The sequence below is a fragment of the Arthrobacter sp. NPDC056691 genome, from assembly GCF_042791415.1.
In the GTDB taxonomy this organism is placed as follows: Bacteria; Actinomycetota; Actinomycetes; order Actinomycetales; family Micrococcaceae; genus Arthrobacter.
Map to the genome: position 1 here is coordinate 56,292 of NZ_JBHTXX010000002.1, position 23,456 is coordinate 79,747.

19 protein-coding genes are annotated in these 23,456 nt (G+C 68.4%); 17 read left to right on the top strand and 2 right to left on the bottom strand.

What is annotated here, in order from left to right; all coding sequences use genetic code 11:
* The first annotated feature begins 115 nt into the window (after positions 1-115).
* The 12 genes from ACFRAU_RS02225 (at position 116) to ACFRAU_RS02280 (ending at position 13,539) form a co-directional block, all read left to right on the top strand.
* Positions 116-1,012, top strand: a complete 897-nt coding sequence (locus ACFRAU_RS02225; protein WP_377998622.1) for a LysR family transcriptional regulator — start codon at positions 116-118, stop codon at positions 1,010-1,012.
* A 175-nt stretch (positions 1,013-1,187) separates the two neighbouring features.
* A complete protein-coding gene (locus ACFRAU_RS02230) occupies positions 1,188-1,502 on the top strand; it encodes a YciI family protein (protein WP_377996503.1) in 315 nt (104 codons plus the stop codon).
* 9 nt (positions 1,503-1,511) lie between these two features.
* Complete coding sequence (locus ACFRAU_RS02235) at positions 1,512-2,555, top strand: alcohol dehydrogenase catalytic domain-containing protein (protein WP_377998623.1); 1,044 nt, start codon at positions 1,512-1,514, stop codon at positions 2,553-2,555.
* Entirely contained in the window at positions 2,552-4,186 is a 1,635-nt protein-coding gene (locus ACFRAU_RS02240) for an FAD-dependent oxidoreductase (protein WP_377998624.1), read from the top strand. Before ACFRAU_RS02235 ends, ACFRAU_RS02240 begins: the two co-directional genes overlap by 4 nt.
* Positions 4,187-4,480: 294 nt before the next feature.
* On the top strand, positions 4,481-5,470 hold the full coding sequence (locus ACFRAU_RS02245; RefSeq protein WP_377996509.1) for a LacI family DNA-binding transcriptional regulator: 990 nt from the start codon (positions 4,481-4,483) through the stop codon (positions 5,468-5,470).
* A 2-nt stretch (positions 5,471-5,472) separates the two neighbouring features.
* Positions 5,473-6,453, top strand: coding sequence for a 2-hydroxyacid dehydrogenase (locus tag ACFRAU_RS02250; RefSeq protein ID WP_377998625.1), 981 nt, complete (start codon positions 5,473-5,475; stop codon positions 6,451-6,453).
* Positions 6,450-7,667, top strand: coding sequence for a D-mannonate dehydratase ManD (gene manD / locus ACFRAU_RS02255; RefSeq protein WP_377998626.1), 1,218 nt, complete (start codon positions 6,450-6,452; stop codon positions 7,665-7,667). Before ACFRAU_RS02250 ends, manD begins: the two co-directional genes overlap by 4 nt.
* A 3-nt stretch (positions 7,668-7,670) precedes the next feature.
* Positions 7,671-9,194, top strand: coding sequence for a mannitol dehydrogenase family protein (locus tag ACFRAU_RS02260; RefSeq protein WP_377998627.1), 1,524 nt, complete (start codon positions 7,671-7,673; stop codon positions 9,192-9,194).
* The gene (locus ACFRAU_RS02265; protein WP_377998628.1) at positions 9,191-10,258 is read left to right on the top strand and encodes an NAD(P)-dependent alcohol dehydrogenase; all 1,068 of its coding nucleotides are present in this window, start codon (positions 9,191-9,193) and stop codon (positions 10,256-10,258) included. Before ACFRAU_RS02260 ends, ACFRAU_RS02265 begins: the two co-directional genes overlap by 4 nt.
* 81 nt (positions 10,259-10,339) lie before the next feature.
* On the top strand, positions 10,340-11,731 hold the full coding sequence (locus tag ACFRAU_RS02270; RefSeq protein WP_377998629.1) for an MFS transporter: 1,392 nt from the start codon (positions 10,340-10,342) through the stop codon (positions 11,729-11,731).
* A gap of 156 nt (positions 11,732-11,887) precedes the next feature.
* Complete coding sequence (locus ACFRAU_RS02275; protein ID WP_377998630.1) at positions 11,888-12,574, top strand: bifunctional 4-hydroxy-2-oxoglutarate aldolase/2-dehydro-3-deoxy-phosphogluconate aldolase; 687 nt, start codon at positions 11,888-11,890, stop codon at positions 12,572-12,574.
* Between the two features lie 14 nt (positions 12,575-12,588).
* Positions 12,589-13,539 (top strand): sugar kinase, encoded by a 951-nt coding sequence (locus ACFRAU_RS02280; RefSeq protein ID WP_377998631.1) that lies wholly within the window; start codon positions 12,589-12,591, stop codon positions 13,537-13,539.
* A gap of 248 nt (positions 13,540-13,787) precedes the next feature.
* On the opposite strand, the gene ACFRAU_RS02285 is transcribed toward ACFRAU_RS02280, so the two are convergent.
* The gene (locus ACFRAU_RS02285; RefSeq protein WP_377998632.1) at positions 13,788-16,268 is read right to left on the bottom strand and encodes an EAL domain-containing protein; all 2,481 of its coding nucleotides are present in this window, start codon (positions 16,266-16,268) and stop codon (positions 13,788-13,790) included.
* A 141-nt stretch (positions 16,269-16,409) separates the two neighbouring features.
* Positions 16,410-17,048: a GPP34 family phosphoprotein gene (locus ACFRAU_RS02290; protein ID WP_377998633.1), complete on the bottom strand. Its 639-nt coding sequence runs from the start codon at positions 17,046-17,048 to the stop codon at positions 16,410-16,412.
* A 191-nt stretch (positions 17,049-17,239) separates the two neighbouring features.
* Here ACFRAU_RS02290 and ACFRAU_RS02295 point away from each other — a divergent pair, with 191 nt between their 5' ends.
* Genes ACFRAU_RS02295 through ACFRAU_RS02315 form a run of 5 tightly spaced genes read left to right on the top strand, consistent with a single transcriptional unit; the run spans position 17,240 to position 23,359 of the window.
* On the top strand, positions 17,240-18,133 hold the full coding sequence (locus ACFRAU_RS02295) for a MurR/RpiR family transcriptional regulator (protein ID WP_377998634.1): 894 nt from the start codon (positions 17,240-17,242) through the stop codon (positions 18,131-18,133).
* 51 nt (positions 18,134-18,184) lie between these two features.
* Positions 18,185-19,108: an NAD(P)-dependent oxidoreductase gene (locus ACFRAU_RS02300; protein ID WP_377998635.1), complete on the top strand. Its 924-nt coding sequence runs from the start codon at positions 18,185-18,187 to the stop codon at positions 19,106-19,108.
* A 54-nt stretch (positions 19,109-19,162) separates the two neighbouring features.
* Positions 19,163-20,710, top strand: coding sequence for an aldehyde dehydrogenase family protein (locus tag ACFRAU_RS02305; RefSeq protein WP_377998636.1), 1,548 nt, complete (start codon positions 19,163-19,165; stop codon positions 20,708-20,710).
* A gap of 7 nt (positions 20,711-20,717) precedes the next feature.
* Positions 20,718-21,938, top strand: a complete 1,221-nt coding sequence (locus tag ACFRAU_RS02310) for an amidohydrolase (protein WP_377998637.1) — start codon at positions 20,718-20,720, stop codon at positions 21,936-21,938.
* Positions 21,935-23,359: a DUF3100 domain-containing protein gene (locus tag ACFRAU_RS02315; RefSeq protein ID WP_377998638.1), complete on the top strand. Its 1,425-nt coding sequence runs from the start codon at positions 21,935-21,937 to the stop codon at positions 23,357-23,359. Before ACFRAU_RS02310 ends, ACFRAU_RS02315 begins: the two co-directional genes overlap by 4 nt.
* Positions 23,360-23,456: the final 97 nt, after the last annotated feature.

Consider the following 23,456-nt stretch of genomic DNA (forward strand, 5'->3'; position numbering starts at 1 on the left):
CCAACCAGCCAAGCGCGAACAAGCAGTTGGTGCCCTCAGATTGCTAGTTTGAGGGCACCAACTGCGTTGTTGGTATCCGCGGTATCCGGGCATTTTGGCGCACAGGAGGAACTGGATGGAGCTTCGGCAGATCGAGGCGTTCCTTGCCGTGGCCGAGGAACTGCACTTCGGCCGGGCGGCGCACCGGCTCCGCATGGCCCAGTCGCCGCTGAGCCAGACCATCCGGAAGCTCGAGAAGGAGCTTGGCTCGGATCTGTTTGAGCGCAACACCCGGTCGGTGGCCATGACGACGGCGGGTGTCGCCTTCCTCCCCCACGCCCGCCGGATCATCGACGAACTTGACCTCGCGCGCCGTTCCGCAATCACCGAACCCGGCACGTTCTACGGCCGGCTCAGCATCGGGTTCTCGGGGGCGCTGAACCACCGGACCCTCCCCCCGCTCACGCGCGCCCTCCGCCACCGCTACCCGTCCCTTGACCTCACCCTCACCGGCGGCCTGCTGACCCAGGACGCCCTGCAGCAACTCAGGAACGGTTCACTGGACCTCGCCTTCGTCGGACTGCCGCTCGATGCGGGCGCGCTGGCCACCCGCACCATCGCGCTCGAACAGCTGGGCGCCACCGTCCCGGTGGACCACCCCTTGGCTGAACGGCCGGCGGTGGGGCTCGCCGAACTGTCCGACGACGGTTTTGTCACCATGCGCGCCGCCCAGGGATCCACGCTCCGCGATGCCATCTTCTCGGCCTGTGCCGCTACGGGCTTCCGGCCGAGGGTGGCGCAGGAGGTCACCGACCCCTACACCGCACTGTCGCTCGTTGCCGGCGGCGTCGGGGTCAGCCTGATGCCTGCCTCCATGGCCAGCATCATGCCCGGCGGGACGGTTTTCATCCCGCTGACCGGCACGGCGCCGCGGCTGGAGTCGGGCCTTGCATGGAACCCGGCAGCCACCTCCCCCGCCCTGGCGCTGGCCCTGGCCGTCGCCGGGGAAGTCCTCCCGACCCCGGCTGGCTGACCCGGTCTCCGCAGCGCTCGCACCCAAGCCGGCCGAGGCACCAACCCGGCCTCCCGGCGTCGTGCATTATGTGCTTTCTGTACATACTCATTGACCAAATAAGTGTTGGACGCGGCACAATCCCGGTGGCGACCATGGAAGGAACATCCACCAGCTCAACGAAGAGGACCCACCCATGGGAACATTTGCCGTCACCTACGCCTACACCGCCAACTCGTCCGCAGGCCGGGACGAACACCGCCCCCGCCACGTGGCATTCCTGCAGGAGCAGTTCGACGTCGGCACCCTGGTGAAGAGCGGGCCGTTCGGGCCGGAGGAGGATCCGGGCGCGCTGCTGATCATCGAGGCTGGCTCGAAGGCCGACGTCGAGGCACTGATGGATCAGGACCCGTTCTACCGCAACGGCCTCGTGGCGCAGCGCAGTATCCGGCAGTGGAACATCGTCTTTGGTGCCGACGCAGGCGCCAACGCCGTCGCAGCACGGAACTAGGAGCGCGTCATGCTGATCGCGCGCACCGTCGCCAGGGAGACCATCCGGTATGAGGACGTCCCGGAGCCGGCCCTCGAAGCCGGGCATGCCCTGGTCCGCGTCCACAACGTCACCCTGTGCGGCACCGACCTGCACATCTGGGAGGACGACTATCCGGCCGGGCTGCCCGTCATCCAGGGCCATGAATTCTCCGGCACCGTCGAGGCCATTGGACACAACGACGCCGGCATCCGCGCCGGTGACCGCGTTGCCGTCAGCCCGATGATCTACTGCGGACAGTGCCGGCCGTGCCGCCTGGGCCGGTTCAACGTCTGCGAGAACATCGGCTGCATCGGCTGCTATTCGGACGGCGCACTTGTGGAGCTGCTCAGTGTGCCGGTGGCGAAGCTGCGCCCCGTGCCGGACGGCCTGGAACTGGATCTCGCAGCCATGGCAGAACCTGCGTCCATCGCCATGCAGGCGGTGAACCGGGGCCGGCCGGTTTCCGGCGAGACGGCCTTGGTGCTCGGCAGCGGTCCGATCGGGCTGCTTGCCACTCTGTACCTGACGGATCTCGGCGTGAGGGCGGTCTGCGCCGACACCGAGCCCGGCCGGCTCGAGCTGGCCACTGCCTTTGGCGCCGTGGACACGCTGCTGGTCTCTCCTGGCGCGGAGTTTCCCGGCGCGGACCAGGCCCTCCGGCTGGATGCGCTGACGGAATCGTCCGGGCCGGACCTGGTCATTGAGGCCACGGGCGTTCCGTCCTCGCTGGAGAACGCTGTCCGCCTGGTGGCGAGCGCCGGACGGGTGGTCCAGGTGGGAATCTCGGCGCGGACCGCGGCCGTCCCCATGAACGCCATCCCCTTCAAGGAGATCGACCTGCTGGGCAGCCGGAACAGCCTGAACCTCATCCCGGCAGGGCTGGAACTGCTGGCCCGGCACCGGGACCAGGCCCGCGCGCTGATGACGCACCGGTTCCGCTTCGAGGACCTGCACCAGGCCTTCGAACTGATGCGCAGCCGCACCGAGCCGGTGGGCAAGATCGTGGTGGACATGCCTGGAGCGACGGCGTGATCCCCTCGGCAAAACCGCTGCTCACTCCGGCCGGGAACATCTCGGATACCTATGACGTGGTGGTCGCGGGCAGCGGCGCGGCCGGCCTGGTCGCGGCGATCCGGGCGGCCGACGCCGGGCTGAGGGTACTGGTGGCCGAGAAGGCGCCGCTGCTCGGCGGAACCACGGCTGCCGGAGGCGGCGTGATGTGGGCGCCCAACAACCACCTCGCCCGGCAGGCCGGTTACCGGGACAGCCATGAGGACGGGGTTGCGTACCTCACCGCGGCCGCCGGGCATGCGCTGACCCCGGCGGAAGTGGAGTGGTACGTCAGCAATGCACCGCGCGCCGTCGCCTATCTCGACGCCGAAACCCGGCTCTCCCTGACGCCGATCGCCCGCCCGGATTACCACATGGAATGGCAGGGCGCGGCCGACGGCGGACGCGGCCTGGACAACGGCGCCTTCGATCCGTCGGAGTTTCCGGGCCTCGCCGAGGCGATCCGGCCGTCGTCGTACTTTCCGCTGCTGACCATGACCGAACGCGACCGGCTTAACGGCCGGGCGGCGGACCCGGAGCTGCTGGCCCGGCGCGCCGCCACGGGCGTACGGACCATGGGCGGCGCCCTCGTGGGGTCGCTGCTGGCGAGCGCCCTGGACCGCGGCGTGGAGATTGCGGCCTCTGCCCCGGTGGAGGACCTGTCCCGCGACGGCGACGGGTGGACGGTGACCCTCGGCGGCGCCGCAGCCGGCCGCACGACGACAGCGGCCGCCGTCGTGCTCGCTTCCGGCGGCTTCGAGTGGAATCCGCGGCTCCGCCGGGCGTTCCTGCCGTTTCCGGTGACGCCCATCAGCGCGCCGTCCAACGAGGGCGACGGCCTGGAGCTGGGGCTGAAGGCCGGCGCCGCGGTGGCCGACATGACAGCCATCTGGGGAGTGCCGGTGATTTCCGAGGCCGCGCACGAGTACGACGGCGTGCGGTCCGGCCGGATGGGCAACGTGGAAATGACGCTCCCCGGCTCGATCACCGTCAATGCGGCCGGGAAGCGCTTCGTGAACGAGGCACTGAACTACCACGATGCCAGCCGCGTCTTCGCCTCCATTGACCCGCTCACCGGCCGGCAGCAGAACAACCCGGCATGGCTCGTGTTCGATGCGGCGTACCTGGCGAAGTACCCGGTGGCCGGCTCGCCAGCGGGCTCTCCGGCGGAATGGATGACGGCTGCGGATTCGCTGGCCGAGCTGGCCGGCAAGGCAGGGATCGATCCCGCCGGGCTGGCCGCCACGGTGGCCCGGTTCAACGCAGGCGCCGCGAAGGGAGTGGACACGGAATTCCACCGCGGCGCCACGCCGCAGGACCGTTTCCTTGGCGACGCCGCCAACACCCCCAACCCGTGCCTGGCCCCGCTCAGTTCGGCTCCGTTCTACGCGGTCCGGATTTCCGCCGGCGTCTTGGGAACCTCAGGCGGCCTGGACACAGACTTCAACGGCCGCGTCCTGGACCGGCACCGGCAGCCGATCCCCGGACTCTACGCGGCAGGCAACGTCTCCGCGGGCGTTTTCCGCAACAACTACCCCGGCGGCGGAGCAACCCTGGGCTCGGCCATCACCCGGGCCTTCGCAGTAGGCGAGCACCTCGCAGCGAACCTCTAAGCCCCCTACTGATGGAGTTTTTGTCCATCTGTCGCGACTTCAAGGGCGTTTTGAGCCCATTATCTGGACAAAAACTCTAAACGAGAGGAAAGGACGACGGCGGAACCACCCGCCGTCGTCCTTCTTGCGTTAAGTCGTCCTTGCGTTAACCCCGCGCCCGCCATTACCGCACCCGGTATCCGATTCCGCCTCCGCCCAGTCCTGTGATGCAACTCATGGAAAACTCTTGACAAGCTTGTACAAGTTTTTCCATACTTGAGGAGAAGGGTTTCAACGAAGCAACTGGAGGACCGCATGGCGGCAAAACTTACGGACGTCGCAAAGCTCGCGGGCGTCTCGCTCGCCACGGCGTCACGGGCGTTCGGCGACCCCGGCCGCCTTGCCGCCGAAACGCGCCAGAAGGTCATGGACGCCGCCACCCAGCTCGGGTACGACGTGCCCGGACTCAACGGCAGCCGCACGTTCGGTGTGGTCGTCCCGGACATCTCCAATGCCGTGTTCGCCGCCCTCATCAAGGCCATCCAGGACCAGGCCTGGCACGGACGCCACCGCATGGTCCTCGCCGACACCGGTGAATCCTCCGCCCGCGAGCGCGACCACCTCGCGGCCTTCGCCACCGGGGTGGACGGCATCATCCTCTGCTCCCCGCGCCTCCCGTCGGACCAGATCCACAACCTGGCCGGCAACGCGCCGCTGGTCGTCATCAACGGTGAGGCAGACCAGGCCGCCCGCGTACTCATGGAAGCCGGCGAAGGAATCCGCCAGGCAGTCGAGCACCTGTACGCCCTCGGCCACCGTAAACTGGCCTACATTCCCGGCCCGGCCTCTTCCTGGGCTAACGGGCAGCGCCTCGCTGCCATCACCCGCCTTTGCGGCGAATGGGGCATCGAGCTGGTCACCGTGGGCAACCAGAACGCCACTGTCGACGGCGGCCTGGCCGCCGCAGCGTCGGTGGTCGCCAGCGGCGCCACCGCAGTCATCGCCTACAACGACCTCGTCGCCATCGGCATGCTCGCCGGCGCCCGGACCCTCGGCTACCACTGCCCCGAGGACATCAGCGTGGTGGGCATCGACGACCTCGACATCGCCGCGGCCGCCGAACCCGGGCTCACGTCCGTCCGGGTCCCCATCAACCGCAGCGGCTCCCTCGCCCTCGAACTCCTCCTCGAACAGATCGCCGGCAAGCCGACCGCCACCGAGGCGGTCCACCTCAACTCGCAGCTCATCGTGCGCGGCTCCACCTTCGCCGCCCGCACCGCCAGCCAGACCCTCCAGGGAAAGTAACCATGAGAATCGTCATCGCAGACCCCAACCTGATGCCCCAGCGCGCCACCTTCGAGGCGGCGCTGCCCGAAGGCACCGTCGCCTCCTGGCACGACAGCTGGAACGAACACTCCGTCCTGACCGACCTCAAGGACGCCGACGTCTACGTCGGGCCCAAGTTCACCGCAGCCATGGGCGCCGAGGCACGGAACCTCCGGCTGGTGCACGTTGCCGGCGCCGGCTACGAAGGCATCGATGCGGACGCCCTTCCCGCCGGGTCCGTCTGCGCCAACACCTTCCACCATGAAGGCTCCATCGCCGAGCACATCGCCGCCGTGCTCGTAGCGCTGCGCCGCAACCTGCTGGGCCAGGACGCCGCGCTGCGCACCGGCGTCTGGTCCTCCTCGGTCTACTCCCCGGACATCCGCCAGCCGGAAACGCTGCGCGGCGCGGTGGTGACGTTCCTCGGCTTCGGCCACATCGGCAGCGCCGCCTGGAAACTGCTTCAGGCCTTCGGCGCGGAAGGCATTGCCATCACCCGGAGCGGATCCGTCAACGCGGAAGAACACTCCCTGCGCTGGACCGGCACCACCGACCGACTGGGCGAGGCGCTCAGCGAATCCGATGTGCTGGTGGTCAGCATCCCGCTCGACGCCGGAACCAGCTCCCTGATCGGTTCGGCCGAACTGGACAACCTTGGCCCCGACGGGCAGCTCGTCAACGTCGCCCGCGGCCCCGTCGTCGACGAAGCCGCACTCTACGAGGCCCTGAAGGAACGCCGGATCGCCGGCGCCGCCATCGACGTCTGGTACCAGTACCCCGGCACCGACGGCCGCGGCGAACCCTCGGCGCTGCCGTTCGGCCGCCTGGATAACGTCATCATGACCCCGCATTCCTCCGGCGTCACCGCCGAAACCTTCCGCGGCCGCGCCCTCGAGATCGCCGAAAACATCACCCGCCTGTCCGCGAACCAGCCACTCAAGAATGTAGTGATTTCCCGATGACCCGAAAAATCGTCGACGTCGACGTCCTCGTCACCAGCCCCAGCCGCAACTTCGTCACGCTGAAGATCACTACCGACGACGGCATCGTCGGCTGGGGCGACGCCACCCTCAACGGCCGCGAACTGTCCGTGGCCAGCTACCTCCGAGACCATCTCGCCCCCGCCCTGCTCGGCCGGGACGCCGACCGGATCGAAGACACCTGGCAGTACTTCTACAAGGGCGCCTACTGGCGGCGCGGGCCGGTAACCATGGCCGCCATCGGCGCCATCGACCTGGCCCTGTGGGACATCAAGGGCAAGGCACTCGACGTCCCCGTCTACCAGCTGCTGGGCGGCGCCGCCCGCGACAAGATCCTCACCTACACCCACGCCACCGGCTGGGACCTGCCCGAGCTCATCGACTCCGTGGACCGCCGCCGCGAACAGGGCTTCCGCGCCGTCCGCGCCCAGTCCGGGGTCCCGGGCCTGGACAAGGTCTACGGTGTCACGAAGGGCGCCGCCAGCTACGAGCCGGCCGGCCGGGGGGCGGGACCCGTCGAGGAGGACTGGGACACCTCCGCCTATCTGCGCCACGCCCCGAAGGTCCTCGCCGGGGTCCGCGAGCACGTGGGCCCGGACCTCAAGCTCCTGCACGACGTCCACCACCGGCTCAACCCCACCGAAGCCGCCCGGCTGGCCAGGTCCCTCGAGGACGTGGACCTGTTCTGGCTGGAGGACGTCACGCCGGCGGAAAACCAGCGGCTGCTGCGCACCCTGCGCCAGCAGACCACCGTCCCGCTGGCCATCGGCGAGGTCTTCAACACCGTCTGGGACTGCGAGCACCTCATCACCGAACGCCTCATCGACTTCATCCGCACCGCCGTCGTCCATGCCGGAGGCATCTCCCACGTCCGCAAGATCCTGGCGCTGGCGGAGGTCTACCAGATCAAGGGCGCGCCGCACGGCCCGTCGGACGTCTCGCCGATCAACCTCTCTGCCTCCCTCCACCTGGGCCTGGCCACCAGCAACTTCGCCATCCAGGAATACATGGGCTACGACCCCCTGGTATCCGAGGTCTTCCAGTCCAGCTTCCGCTTCGAGGACGGCTACCTGCACCCCGGCGACGAGCCCGGCCTCGGCGTGCACGTGGACGAGGACGCCGCCGCCCGGTTCCCCTACAAGCAGGCCTACCTGCCCATCGCCCGGGAGCTCGACGGCTCCATGAAGGACTGGTAACCCATGACCTCCATTCCCCCGTTGTCCGCGGCCATCCCCGGAATCCTGCGGCGGCCAGCCGCCCCGGCTGCCGGCATCGTGCACCTGGGCCTTGGCAACTTCCACCGCGCACACCAGGCCGTCTACACCGACGCCGCCGTCACCGCCCACGGCGGCGACTGGGGCATCATCGGCGTCGCCAGCCGCTCCTCAGCCATCCCGGACGCCCTGCACGTCCAGGACATGCTCTACACCGTGGTGGAAATTTCGCCCGAGGGCTCCAAGTTCTCGGTTCCGCGGATCCACACGGACGCGTTCACCGCCGCCGCCGACCCGGGCCGGGTGGTCCGGGCCATCGGCGACGCCGGTACGCGGATCGTGTCCCTCACGGTCACGGAGAACGGCTACAACTACATGCCCGCCACAGGCTCCCTCAACCTGCAGGACCCCGCGATCCGGCACGACCTCGCCCACCCTGGCTCGCCGCAGACGCCGATCGGGCAGATCGTCCGCGGCCTGCAGCAGCGCTCCCGGACCCACGCCGAACCGGTGACCGTCCTCAGCTGCGACAACCTCGCCGACAACGGCCACCACACGCAGCGGCTGGTCCGCGAGTTCGCCTCGCTGCTCCCGCCCGCCGAAGCCGCCGAGGCCCTGGCCTTCATTGACACGCGCACCAGCTTCCCCTCCTCCATGGTGGACCGGATCGTGCCGGCCACCACCGACCACTACCGCAGCCTGGTCACGTCCCAGCGCGGCTACAGCGACCGGATCCCTGTCCCCGCCGAACCGTTCACCATGTGGATCGTCGAGGACAACTTCATCGCCGGACGCCCCACCTGGGAGGACGGCGGCGCGGTGTTCTCCGACGAGGTGGCCGGCTACGAGCAACTGAAGGTCCGCCTGCTCAACGGCACGCACTCCCTCATCGCCTACCTCGGAGCCCTCACCGGCGCCGTCACCATTCCTGAATCCGTCTCGCACCCGGCCATCGAACTGGCCGCCCGCTCCGTGCTGCGCAACGAGTACCTGCCCAGCGTCTCGGTGCCGGACGGCGTGGACGTGGACGCCTACGAGGAACAGCTCTTCTCCCGCTGGCGCAACACGGCCCTGGGCCACCGCACCAGCCAGGTGGGCTCGGACGGGTCCGTCAAACTCCGCCAGCGGATCCCGCTGCCGGCGCTGCAAATGCTCGACGACGGCCGGACGCCACAGCTGCTGGCCCTCACCACCGCCGCGTATCTCGCATGCGTCGCCCCGCTGCCCGGGTTCGATCCCGGACCCCAGGCCCACGCCATGGAGGACCCCGCCCGGGGTCTGCTGGCCGGACTGGCCGCAGCATCCCGCTCGGGCCAGGACCTCGCCCGCAAGGTCCTCGGTAGCCACCATCTCCTCGGCGAGGAACTGGCCGAACGCGACGAGTTCATCGCACGCACCGGCGAGTTCATCGACATCATCCACTCGGCCGGACCGCTGGCCGCCATCGCGGAAGCCAACGCCGCCCTCACTCCCGCCCCGTCCCTCCAAACCACACGGAGCACGCCATGACCGTCCAAGCCATACCCGCAACTAATGCCGCCGGGCTACACACCGGCACCCAGGCCGCGGTGCTGCACGGCGCCCGCGACCTGCGCATCGAGCACAGGTCGCTGCCCGCCCTCGGCCCGCAGGACCTGCTGGTCGAAATGCGCTCCGGCGGGATCTGCGGCTCGGACATGCACTACTTCGCCGACGGCCGCAACGGCACCAACGTGCTGCGCCAGCCCACAGTCCTGGGCCACGAAGGCGCCGGCGTCGTCATCGCCGCAGGACCGGCCGCGAAAGTCGCAGCAGGCACCGCCGTCGCCATTGAACCGGCCCTGCCCTGCCGCGAATGCCCGACGTGCCTGTCCGGGCGCTACAACCTCTGCCCGGCCGGAACCTGCTTCGGTTCCCCGCCCACGGACGGGCTGTTCGCCCGCCACGTGGTGGTGCCCGAGGCCGCCGTCCACCGGCTGCCGGACACCATCCCGGCCGAAATCGGGGCAGCGATCGAACCGCTCGCCGTCGCCGTCTGGGCCGTGGAGCGGGCGCAGGTCCGGAAGGGCCACCGCGTGCTGATCACCGGCGCCGGACCCATCGGGCTGCTGGTGGCCCAGGTCGCAGCTGCCAAGGGCGCTTCGGAAATCATCGTGACGGACGTCAACGACGACCGGCTGGCAGTAGCAGCCAGGTTCGGCGCCACCCGCACCATCAACACCGCAACCACGCCGCTGGACCTGGCGGACATGGACCGGCTCATCGAATGCTCCGGCAACACGAAGGCCCTCGCGGACGGCATCCAGACTCTGGCGCCGGCAACCCGCGCCACCGTCGTCGGCCAGGCCAAGCCCACCGTGGACGGCATCCCGCTCGGGTTCCTCCAGCGCTACGAGATCGACCTCGTCACCGCGTTCCGCTACGCGAATGCCTTCCCCGCGGCGATCGACCTCGCATCCTCGGGCGTGGTGGACCTTCCCACCATCATCACCAGCACGTTCCCGCTGGAAGACGCCGCGGCCGCCCTCACGGCACCCGTGACCGACCCCACCAACCTCAAAGTACTCATCACTTACACCCCAACCGCCCCCTAGCCTCGCAAGCTCGGCCAGGGAACCCGGCGGTCGTGGCCCCCGCCTCAGGGCCGCAAGACATCCATTCAAAGGAGTATGGAAATGACCACAGCAGCACACATCCCCCCGGGGGAAGTCGATCAGAGCAAAGTCCGGAAGGCCGCCGTCGCCGGCCTCATCGGCACCACCCTCGAACTGTATGACTTCGTCATCTACGGCACCGCCTCGGCGCTTGTCTTCAGCAAACTGTTCTTTCCCAACGTTTCCCCCGCAGCTGCGCTGATCGCCAGCTTCACCACCTTCGCCGTCGGCTTCCTGTTCCGTCCGCTGGGCGGCATCTTCTTCTCCCACTTTGGCGACCGCCTCGGCCGGAAGTGGATCCTCGTGGTCACCCTCCTCTTGATGGGCGGCGCCACACTGGCCATCGGCCTGCTGCCCACCTTCGACCAGATCGGCCTGTTCGCCCCGGTCCTGCTGTGCGTGTGCCGTGCAGCCCAGGGATTCGGCGCCGGCGCCGAGCAGTCCGGCGGCGCCACGCTGCTCACCGAATCGGCAGCTCCCGGCACCCGCGGCAAGCTTGCCTCGCTGATCATGGTCGGCGCGGCTGCCGGCACCGCCCTCGGCGCGCTGGTGTGGATCGCCGCCCAGTCGCTGGCTCCGAACGACATGCTCACCTGGGGTTGGCGGCTGGTCTTCCTCTCCAGCATCTTCGTCACCGTCGCCGCCCTGATCATCCGGCGCAAGCTCGATGAATCCCCCGTGTTCGAAGAGATCAAGCAGGCCCGCACCGAACCGCCCGCACCGCTCAGGGAAGTCGCCAAGCACGGCAAGGCCAACGTCCTGCGCGTCATCCTCATGAACCTCGGCGTCAGCACCCAGTCGTACACCATCCAGGTCTTCATGGCCTCGTACCTGATCACCGTCGTCGGAACCGACCCCAAGTTCATCCCGCCGGTGCTGCTCATCGGTGCGCTCTGCGGCGGCGTCGCCGCCGTGTCCTTCGGAATCCTGTCCGACAAGATCGGCCGCCGGCGCGTCGTCTCCCTCATCACCGGCGCGCTGATCCTCTTCCCGGCACCCGCCTTCATGCTCCTGACCACCGGCTCCCCCGTGGCGATCGTGCTGGTGATCATCGTGGGCTTCATGCTGGCCTGCCAGGGTGTGGTGGGTGTGCACATGAGCTACTTCCCGGAAATCTTCGGCAGCCGCTACCGCTACGCCGGCGTCACCCTGGGCCGCGAGTTCTCCTCCATCATCGGCGGCGGCATCGCCCCGATGGTCTGCGCCGGGCTGCTGGGCCTCTTCAGCAACTCCTGGATTCCGGTGGCCATCTACATGTCGCTGACCATGCTCGTCAGCTTCATCGCCACGCGGCTCTCCCCGGAGACCGTCAACCGCGACCTGACCGACCCCGAGGACGCCCGCCCGAACGGCGGAGTGGTCGCCACCCCTTCGGTGGCGGCTGAGCTGGCCGCCGCCCGCCCCACCAAGTAATCCACACGGTCAAGTAATCCCGGCACGGACAGGTAGTCCCCGCCCCGGCGAAAGTGACAGTGCACGACGGCGGCACGCGCCGCCGTCGTGCACTGTCCGTTCCGCTTTCCAGCCCTTCCACCGCTAGCGCAAGCCCGCCAACTCCAAAGGAATCCCATGCTCCGCCTCGAAAACCCCGGCACTGCGTCCAGGCCGGCACCCTCCGCAGTCCTCCGCGAGACCCGGGCCGTGGCCGTCCTCCGGGCCAGCCATGCCTCGGATTACGCGCCGGTCATCGAGGCGCTGCAGCGCGGCGGCGTGCTCAGCATCGAGCTCACGCTCAGCACGCCCGGCGTGTGGGAGGAGCTTCCCCTCCTGCGGCGGCGGTTTGGGGACTCCCTCGAGATCGGCGTCGGGACGGTCACCGAAGCAGCGGAAGCCGAAACAGCCCTCGACCTGGGCGCGGCGTACATCGTCACACCCGTCACGGATCCCGGTGTCATCTCGGCCTGCGTTGGGCGCGGCGTTCCGGTCTACCCGGGCGGCCTGACCCCCACGGAACTGCATGCCGGCTGGAAACTGGGCGCCACCGCCGTCAAGGTCTTCCCGGCCTCCACCGTCGGCGCCGGCTACGTGTCGCAGCTGCGCGGCCCGTTCCCGGACATCGAGGTGATTCCGTCCGGCGGCGTCAACATCGAGGACGTGCCGGCCTGGATCAGGGCCGGCGCCCTGGCTGTCAGCCTCGGCGGGCCGCTCCTGGGCGACGCCTTCAAGGGCGGCGACCTGCACCACCTCAGGGCCAGGGCGCGGCGCGTGCGCGAGCTGATCGACCAGGCCGCGGAGCAGCTGGGGGCCGTCAAGTGAACCAGGGCAACCCAGTGAACCCGGCACCGTATGTCCTCACCTTCGGCGAGACCATGGCGCTGATGCGGGCCGACCAGGTTGGCCCGCTCGCGCATGCCTCCACCCTGAGCCTGGGCATCGGTGGCTCCGAGTCCAACGTTGCCATCGGCCTCCGCCGGCTCGGCGTGCAGGCTGTGTGGTGTGGACGGGTCGGTGCGGACTCCCTGGGACAGCTCGTGGAGCGCGAAATCCGCGCCGAGGGCGTGGACGTCCGCATCGCCGTCGACCCTTCCGCCCCCACCGGGCTGATGATCAAGGAACGCCGGACTCCGGACGCGCAGCGCGTCAGCTATTACCGTGCGGGGAGCGCCGCTTCGCGGATCGCGCCGGCTGACATTGACGGCGAGCTCATCTCCGGGGCCGGGCTTCTGCACGTCAGCGGCATCACGCCCGCCTTGTCAGCGCAGGCGGCGGCTACGCTTCGGCACGCCATAGGTGTGGCCCGGGCTGCCGGCGTCCCGGTGTCCTTCGACCTGAATTACCGGGGCAACCTCTGGTCCGCCGAGGGTGCCGGCAGCGTCTACCGCGACATCATCCCGCTGGCGGACATCGTGTTCGCCGGCGAGGACGAGGCAGCGATCGCCGTCGGAGCCGGTGAACCAGAGGAGCTGGCCCGGAAAATCGCCTCCCTGGGACCCGCCCAGGCCGTGATCAAGCTCGGCGCCGACGGTGCCCTCGCCCTGGTTGACGGCACGGTGTTCCGGCGGGCGGCTGTTCCCGTTTCTGTGGTGGACACGGTCGGCGCCGGCGACGCCTTCGTGGCCGGTTACCTGGCCGAACTCATGGAAGGCCGCGGGCCGGCCGACAGGCTCCGGACCGCGGCTGCAACCGGTGCCTTCGCGTGCCTCGTCCCCGGCGACTGGGAAGGCTTCCCCCGCCGCCACGAACTGGCGCTCCTGGAAGCAAAGGAGCCGGTCTCCCGCTAACCCCGCCCGGAAACCGCCCGGAAACCGACTTGAGTTTTTGTCCATTTGTCGCGACTTTGCCGGCCTTTAGCGGCCATTATCTGGACAAAAAACTCCAACCAAAGGAAGGACGACGGCGGGACCACCCGCCGTCGTCGTTCTTGCTTGCGTCTCGTCGGGCCCTAAAGAAGGAGTTTTTGTCCACGTATCGCGAGTTCAAGGGCCTTTAGCGGCCATTATCTGGACAAAAACTCGGAACCGAGGGGGAATTAGCCGACCCGCGGCAGCGCCTCCCCCGCGGCCAACCCGGCGATCTGGGCGGAAAGAGCCGCGGGAAGCTTGGCCGGGTGCGACTGCAGCCAGGCCGGGATCCGCTCGGCCGGCAGCGGCTTGCTCCAGAGGTAGCCCTGGGCGAGGCGAACACCCAGCCGGCGGAGTTCGCTCAGCTGCACGGCGGTCTCCACACCTTCGGCGACCACATCAAGCCGCAGGCTCTCGGCCATGCCAAGGACCAGTTCGATGATCGTGGCCCCGTGCGGGTCCGTCCCCAGCTCCTCGACGAAGGTCCGGTCAATCTTGAGGGTCCGGGCCGAGAGCCACTTGAGGTAGCTCAGCGATGAGTAGCCGGTGCCGAAGTCGTCGATGGACAGGCCGACGCCCAGGCGGGCCAGCCGCTGCAGGGTTTCCTTGGGCAGGTCCGGCTGGTCCATGAGGACCGTTTCAGTGATCTCCAGGTGGACGGCGGACGGATCAATGCCGGTGTCACGGATGGCGGCCTCCACGACGTCGGGAAAGTCGCCGGTCACGAGCTGGCGGCCGGAGATGTTCACCGCCGCAGTGAAGTTTTCCGCCCCCGGGATCCGGGTCCGCCATTCCTGCACCTGGCGCATCGCCTCGCGGAGCACCCAGGTGCCGATCGGAAGGATCAGGCCCGTCTCCTCGGCGATGGGGATGAACGCGTCAGGCATGATCGGGCCGTGCTCATGGTGGTGCCAGCGCAGCAGCGCCTCAAAGCCCACCGTATCCTCCGTGGTGACGTCGATGATCGGCTGGTAGTTCAGGGACAGCTCATTGCGCTCCAGCGCAAGCCGCAAATCGGACTCCAGGTCGAGACGCCCCGTGGCCCGCCCGGTCATGTGCACGTCATAGATCGCTGACGAATCCCCGCCTGCGGATTTGGCCCGGTACATGGCGGCATCGGCGCCCTGCAGCATCGACTCGGCGGTGTCCTCTTCGTCCGCAAGGGCGATGCCGACGCTGACGTTGAGGTAAATCTGCCGGCCGTCCACCTCGAATGGCTGCCGCGTTGCTCCCTTGATCCGTTCGGCCAGGTCCTGCGCTCCGGACATCGGGAGGTTCTCGCAGATCACCACGAACTCATCGCCTCCGAACCGGCCCACGGTGTCGCCGTCCCTGACGGCCGCCTTCAGCCGCTCACCGAGCTGCACGAGGATTTTGTCGCCGGCGCCATGGCCGATGCCGTCATTGATCAGTTTGAACCGGTCGACGTCGACGAACATCACCACCGGCCATGCGGACCGGTCCAGGAAACCCTGTAGGACTTCGGTCACCAGGTACCTGTTCGGCAGGCCGGTCAGGGCGTCATGGCGCGCCTGCCACTCAAGGATCTGTTCGGCGTTCTTCCGGTCCGTAATGTCCAGGACTGTGTCAAGGAACCGCAACGGCTTGCCGTCTGCGCTGTTGATGCTCCGGATCCGTGAGTGCAGCCACCGCTGTTCCCCGCTGGGCCTGATGATCCGGTATTCGAAGTCCGCGAAGCCGAGCCCGTTGTCCAGACGTTTCCATACCTGCCGGACCTGGTCACGGTCCTCGGGGTGCGTTACTGCCAGGATGGACTCCCGGTCCTTCCGGTCCCCGGCGGACAGGCCCAGGATCCGGTCGAATTCCTCCGAGTGCCAGGTTTCCCCGGTGGCAATCGTGTGCTCAACGCTGCCAACATGGGCCATCTCCTGGGCGGCCAGGAGCCGCTCCCGCTCCGCCTCGGCTGCTGCCTTGAGGCGCTGGATCTCCGTGATGTCCCGGGCGATGGCGGATGCCCCCACCTGGATCCCGTCCTGATCGTAGACAGGAGACACCGTAAGGTCGACGTCGATGACAGTGCTGTCCTTGCAGCGCCAACGGGCCTCCACGCCGGTGACGAACGCCCCGCCTCCCGGACGGATCGTGACTTCCGCGCCGAAGTACGCGCCGTCGTCGGCGGTCATCAGCCGGTGGGTCTGTCCCACGGCTTCCCAGGAGCTCCAACCGAGCATCCTTGCCGCCCCCGCATTCCAGCTGGTGATCTTCCCGGTGAGGTCAGCGCCGATGATGGCATCCCCGGAGGATTCCACCATGGCCGAGAGCCTGCGGAGGATGGCCTCCGTGTGCTTTCTGTCGGTGATGTCCTTCGAGATCGCCACCACGGCCACCGGCACCGTGTGCCGCCCCCTGATCCGGCTGACTGTCACGTGGACCGGGAACTCCCGTCCCGTACAGTGACGTACCCAAAGTTCACCGGCCCAGTCCTCGCCGCGGGCCACCCTGTGCGCTATCTCCAGGTCGGTGGCGCCCTCGCCCCGTGCCTCAGCCCCGCCCACGATTCCCAAATCCGTGATCTTCATCCCCAGAACCTTGTCCGGGCCGAGCCCGTACAGGCGTTCCGACGCACGGTTCCAGTATGTGATCCGCCAGTCGCCGTCCATGCCGATCACCGATTGGCCGATCTCATCCAGCAGCAGTGACTGTGTCACTAAGTCGTCACGATGTTCCCCAGGCATTACCCCTCCGACCGGTGCTCCCCCGATAGCCGCGCGCTACAGCACTCGGACCCGTTTGCTTAAGGAACCGTGCACGAAGTAAATCAGCAGGCTGAGTTTCCTGCAAGTATCCGCTCAGGTGGCGGCTTCCGCCTCCGCGAGCCGGATCATGCGCAGCTCATCCCGCACTGCACGGGACGGCCAGTGTTCACCGGTCAGTTCCCTGAGCCGGGCCGGGCTGGCCCCCGGAAAAAGCTTGTCCATCAGCCCTGCCGCGTGCAGCAGGCCAATCAAGGCGGAGGTTCTGGCGTCCGACGGCGATCCGTTGAGTATGCTTTCGATCCTCGCCAGAAGGGCCGCTTCCGGAGCATGGTCCTTCTCCGGATAGCGGGTGGTCCTGAAGACGCCGAGATGCTTTTCGCCCACGTGGCTCACGACGCCGAGCGCCGCCAGCCCCTCATAGATCCGGTGCAGTTCGGCCCGGCTTTCCAGCATGGCAACCCAGCGCCGCGGGCTGTGCGGGCGGGACTTCTCGTGGATCAGCTCCCACTGGTGCTGGAAGTCAGATTGCGGCGGGGCTCCGGCGACCCTCACGTATTTCCCCTGCAGCTGGATCGCGCCCAGCAGGTCCAGCTCGGCCAGGATGGCGCCGGACAGTGCCGCCTTGAGAACGCTCGGCGGCACTTCCGGCTCGCCGTCCTTCTCGTTCGTCGCCAGCAGAAGCAACGCCTGCGGCAGATTCAGCTCCCCGGCGCCCGGTACTTCGGTGCTCATACCCCCATGGTCGCGCGGTCCCGCCACCGCTGCAATGGACGATCGCACCCGGTTTTACAGGCCGGAAACCCAAAAGCACTTTCCGCAAATGAAATTGCAGAGTACATTTGATGCAATCAGCCTTGCATAGTGATCCTCGTTACAGAGCCGCGCAGGCCACAGATCCTGTTCGACAAAGAAAGAGGCCTGACTTGAACCCCAACACCGCCGGCCTGGAAGCCAGCACCGGAACCGGCGCTGCCTCTGGCTCCCATGCGTGGCTCGGCGACGCGCTTCCGGACGTTCCGCTGTCCAAAGCCCAGAGCCGGGTGGTCGATGTGATCGCCCGCAACCCGCAGCTTTCCTCGTATGCAGACATCGCGGAGATCGCCCAGCGCGCCGACGTCAACAACTCCACTGTGGTCCGCGCGGCACAGCACCTGGGCTACCGGGGCTGGCCGGACCTGCAGCGCGAACTGCGGTCCCGCTACCTGGTGATGATCTCCACCGAGGACACCCTGACCGAGCACGGGGAACACCGCAGTCCCCTGCATGACGCGCTCAACCACGACATCGAAAACCTCCGCCTGACGCTGGACTCCAACACGGCGGACGACGCCGAGGCAGCCATCGCCACCATGGCCGCGGCCAGATCCATCACCGTCGTCGGGCTGGGCTCGTTCGCCGGACCCGCCAGCGTGATGGCCCACCTGGGCTCCACCATGGGATACCCCATCACCCTCGAGAACCGCGGCGCGGTGCACCTCGCCTCCAGTGCCAACGCCCTTGGGCCCGGGGATGTCCTGGTGGTCATCAACATGTGGCGCTCCATGCGGCAGATCATCGTCACGGCCGAAGCCGCGAAACAGGCGGGCGCCAAGGTCATCGCCATCAGCGACATGCGCCGCGGCCGCCTCGCAGCCGTCGCCGACCACCTCCTGGTGGTGGCCTCTGAGGGAATCTCCTTCTTCCAGTCCGTCACCGCCGCAAACTCGCTGGTCTACGGCCTGCTCGCGGGCATGGAGGCCGCACAGCCAGAGCGCAGCCGCGCAGCCATCCGCCGCACGCAACAGCTGTGGAAAGACCTCGACATCTACCTCGACTGACCCGCAGTTGCCTCACTCAACCCCACTTACTCTTCGTCAAGGAGCAACTTTATGAACACCAGCACCGAACGCCGCATCGCCGTCATCGGCCTCGGTTCCATGGGCGGGGCGATGGCGGCCACGCTCCACAAGGCCGGCTGGGAGGTCACCGGCTTCGACCCCTCCGAGGCTGCACGGAACGCCGCGTCCGACGCCGGCATCGCCACCACCGCCAGCGTGCAGGCTCTCGCCGGCATCCCCTACGCGGTGCTCTCGTTGCCCGCCGCGAGCGTCGTCGAGGCCACCGTGCCCCAGCTCCTGGCGTCACCGGGAACCGTCGCGATCATCGACACCACCACCTCCGAACCGGCAACGAGCAAGGAGATGGCCGAACGCGCCGCCGCGCAAGGCGCAGCGTTCGTGGATGCCCCGGTCTCGGGTGGCCGCGACGGCGCCTCAACCGGAACGCTGAGCGCCTTCGTCGGGGCAACCGACGCGGCCCTGGCCGCCGCCGAACCCGTCCTGCTGGCACTCACCGGGGGCAAGTACAACCACATCGGCGGGCCCGGCAGCGGCAACGTCGTCAAGCTTCTTAACAACGTCCTGGCGGCGGCCAACCTGGTCTCGGTGGGCGAGGCCCTGGGAGTCGCCAAGGCCTACGGCATCGATCCGGCAAAGGCGGCAGCAAGCATCAGCGAAGCCTCCGGCGGCAGTAAAGTCTCTGCCAACATGTACCCCAACTGGGTGCTCTCCGGAACCCATGATTCCGGTTTTTCGCTGGGACTCATGGCCCGCGACGCTGCCCTTGCTGTTGACGTCGCCGTCCGGATCGGCGAAAAGCCGGCGCTGCTGGCCGCCGTCGCCGGCCAATGGCAGGAAGCCCTGGCCGCCCTCGGACCGCGCGCGGATTTCACCGAGATCGCGCGGACCGTCGCCCCGGCCATCACCCCCGCGGGCGCGCCCGGCACCAAAAACGGCACAACCGCCGTCGCCTGACCAGTCCCTAAGCAAGACGGGCCCCTAACCGAAACCAACCAGAGGACCACCACATTGAGCACCACCACAGCACCCACCTCCTCCTCAGCGGCCACCGCCCGGGCGGTCCTGGACGCAGCGTTCCCCGCCGGGCTGGGAGCATTCCTTGACGGCAGGACAGTCCCTGGCAGCGGCGAGAACATCACGCTGACCGCCGCGGCAACCGGCGAACAGTTCGCCACCTACGCCGATCCCGGCACCGAAGGCGCCAACGCCCTCCTGGAGAGCTCCGTCGCCGGGGCGAAAACCTGGGGCGACATGAACGGGTTCGAACGTGCAGCCATCCTCCGCAACGTCAGCCGCACGGTTGAGGCGCATGCGGAGGAACTGGCCATCCTCGAGTCCGCCACCACCGGAAAACCCATCCGCGACGCCCGGGTGGAAGCCGCCAAGGTGGCCGAGATGTTCGGCTACTACGCGGGCTGGGCGGACAAGCTGACCGGCCAGACCATTCCCGTTCCCGGCCCCTGGCACACCTACACCGAACGCGTCCCCTGGGGCGTCGTCGTCGCCATCACCCCGTGGAACGCACCCCTCTTCACCGCCGGCTGGAACTCCGCCGCGCCCCTGGCCGCGGGCAACGCAGTGATCATCAAGCCCAGCGAATTCACGCCCGCCTCGTCCATCCGCCTCGCCCAGTTGGCGCACGAGGCCGGCCTGCCGGCAGGCGTCTTCAACGTTGCGGCGGGGCTGGGACAGACCGTAGGCGCGGCCCTCACGAGCGACCGGCGCGTCGGCAAGGTCAGCTTCATCGGCTCCGTACTCACCGGACGCCGGGTGGCTGTCGCTGCCGCGCAGGCAGGCATGCCCGCGCTGCTGGAACTCGGCGGCAAGAGCGCCAACATAGTCTTCGCGGACGCCGACCTGGACCGCGCCGCCGACGGCGCCATCGCCGCGATCTTCTCCGGCGCCGGGCAGTCCTGCGTCGCCGGGTCGCGGCTGCTGGTGGAGCGCAGTGTGCACGCCCGGTTCGTGGAGCTGGTGGCCCACAAAGCCGCCCGGCTGCGCGTCGGCGACCCGCTGAGCGCGGACACCGAGGTGGGCCCCATCATCACGGCCCGGCAGTTCGCCACCGTCACCTCGCTCATCGAGGCTGGAATGAACGACGGCGGACGCCGGGTCACGGGCGGAACGCTCCCCGACGCTCTGGCCGGCTCGCCGCTGGCCGGCGGCCACTGGGTGATGCCCACCCTGCTCGACGGCGTGACACCCCAGAACCGGCTCGAAACGACCGAAGTCTTCGGACCCGTCGTCGGGGCCGACGCCTTCGACACGGAGGCCGAGGCCATTGCCCGGGCCAACAACACGAACTTCGGCCTCGCCGGCGCGGTGTGGACCTCGGACGTTTCCCGTGCCCACCACGTGGCACGCGAGGTGAAGGCCGGCACGTTCTGGATCAACTCCTACAAAACCATCCACGTGGCCGTTCCGTTCGGCGGCTTCGGGGACTCCGGCCACGGCCGCTCCTCCGGTCCCGGCGTCCTGGACGAGTACACACAGACCAAAGCCATCTGGGTGCCGACCCGTGCAGCAGGCGCCCCCTTCCCGTCCCTCTCCTACTAGGGCAGGCATGTACATGGAACCGACAGAAACACCCGCCCTCCGCACCGCGCTCGCCGAGGGCGTCAAACAGTGGAAACCGCGGGCCCTGGCAATGGCGCAACACATCCACGCCCTCAAGGAGGTGTCCTTCGAGGAAATCCACTCGGCCGGCGCGGCGGCCGACCTGCTGGCCGAGGGCGGCTTCGAGGTGGAGCGCGGCACCCGCGGCCTCCCCACAGCTTTCACCGCCAGCGCCGGCAATGGCGAACTCACCGTGGCCCTTTGCGTTGAATACGACGCGCTGCCGGACATCGGGCACGCCTGCGGACACAACCTGATCGCGGGCGCCTCCGTCGCCGCCGCCCTGGCGCTGCGGCCCTTCGTCGATGAACTGGGCATCACCCTGAAGGCCATCGGAACGCCCGCCGAGGAACACGGCGGCGGCAAGGCGCTCCTGCTGGAACGCGGCGCGTTCGACGGCGTCGGCCTGGCCCTGATGGTCCATCCCGTCCAGGACGGGGTGACGTACAACCCCGCGGGCACCAGCGCCCAGGCCGTGGGCCGGTACCGGGCAACCTTCACGGGAAAGGCAGCCCATGCGGCGGCGGCCCCGCACCAGGGCGTGAACGCCGCCGACGCCGCCGTGCTGAGCCAGGTGGCCGTGGGGCTGCTGCGCCAGCAGATCCCCGGTGACCACCGCATCGCAATGTACGTCGCAGAGGCCGGCCACGTCACCAACATCATTCCGGAACGGGCGGTGGTGGAGTTTGAATGCCGGGCCTTCACCCTGAAGGAATACGAAGCGCTGCTGGAGCGCGTCCGCCGCTGCTTTGAAGGCGCTGCCCTGGCCACCGGCACCACGCTGGCCATCGAGGACACGGAACCGCTCTATGAACCGCTGATCCAGGACGACGCCGTGGCGGCCCACTGGACCGAGGCCATGGACGTGTTTGGCAAGGACACCTCGCCCTCAGCCGGTATCAGCGGCGGCTCAACGGACATGGGCAACATCTCCCAGGTCATCCCGAGCCTGCATCCCTGGCTGAGCATTCCCGGCGCGGACGTCCCCATCCACTCGCACGCCTTTGCCGCACTGGCAGACTCCCCGGAGGCCTACGCCGTGATGTTCGAGGCAGCCACCGCGCTGGCCTGGACCGTCGCCGCCGCGGCCACCACCCCCACCGAACGGGCACGCCTGATCGGAGCGGCCTACCGCCGTCAGACCGTCACACAGGAAGGCACATCATGAGCACCAGCACAAAACCCGCGCGGACCGACAGGGCCGGCGCCCGGCTCACGCTTCCCGTCGCAGCACTCGCCTTTGTCATTGCGCTGGCGGTTCAGCTGATCGGTCAGGCCAAGATCGACGTCGGCATCGGCGCGATCGTCATCTTCCCCATGGTCTGGGGCCTGATCCTCGGCCTGCTTGTCTCGGTCCAGAAGTTCAAGCCCCTGGGCCTGGACCTGCAGCGGGTCGCGGCCGCCCTGGTGGGTGTCGCGGTTCTGCTCCTGGTGGCCAGGCTGGCATTCAACATCGGGCCCAGCCTTCCCACCCTGCTCAAGGCAGGCCCGGCGCTGCTGCTGCAGGAGGTGGGCCACCTGCTGGGCACCATCGCCCTGGCCCTCCCGCTGGCCGTACTGCTCCGCATGGGCAAGGCGACCGTCGGGGCCACGTTCTCCCTCGACCGCGAACCGTCCTTCGCCATGGTCTCCGAAAAATACGGCCCGGACTCGGACCAGTACCGCGGCGTCCTGGCCATGTACGTTTTCGGCACCCTGTTCGGCGCCGTGTACATCACGCTGCTGACCTCCCTCATCTCCAACTGGAAGATCTTCGACCCGCTCGCCCTGGCCATGGGTGCCGGCGTCGGGTCCGGGTCCATGATGGCGGCATCGTCAGCCAGCATCATCGCCGCCTACCCCGGCGACCAGGAGGCCATCCTGGGGATGGCGGCCATCTCCAACCTGATCACCACCATCCTGGGCGTCTACGTCGGCATCTACCTCGCCCTGCCGCTCGCGGACCGTTTCTACCGGGTCCTCACCCGCAGGCAGACCCGGGAGGAGGCCGCGGTCACTGCCGGCGCACCGTCACAGCGCGCGGACTCCCAGTCCGTTGCTGAGACCCGCGGAACCGCGGACACGGAGCTCGGCGATGCGGACTCCGCCCGGGAAGCAGCCCAGGCAGAGGAAAACCGCCGGTTCCGCGAACGGGTTGCCGAATCCTCGGCGGCCATGCACCTGCCGCTGTGGCTGTCCTTGTCGGTTCTGACCGTCCTCGGCATCGGCACCGCCTCAATCGCGGCCAAGGGATTCAGCCTGACCATCGTCGCCGGGTACGCCATCATGCTGGCCCTCGTCCTCGTCAGCATTGCCCTGGCCAAGCTCACCAAGAAGATCTCGGCCATCGTCTACATCACCACCATCGGCGCCTACATCTCCAGCCCCTGGTTCTTCGGCGCCGCAGCACTGAACGGCCCCATCAAGTCGGTCGACTTCCTCTCGATCGCCACGGTCATGCTGACCCTCGCCGGCCTGTCCCTGGGCAAGGACATTCCGCTGCTGAAAAACATCGGGTGGAAGATCATCCCAGTGGGCCTGGTGGCCGTCACCGCATCGTTCCTGCTGTCCACGGTGATTGCCGAATTCGCCCTCGGGCTATGGCACTAAAAGCCCTAACGCACTGAAGGAAAGCGGACGACGGCGGGACCTCCCGCCGTCGTACGCATCCCATTTATTTTGCTCGTTTAAGCGCAACCGGTTCGGG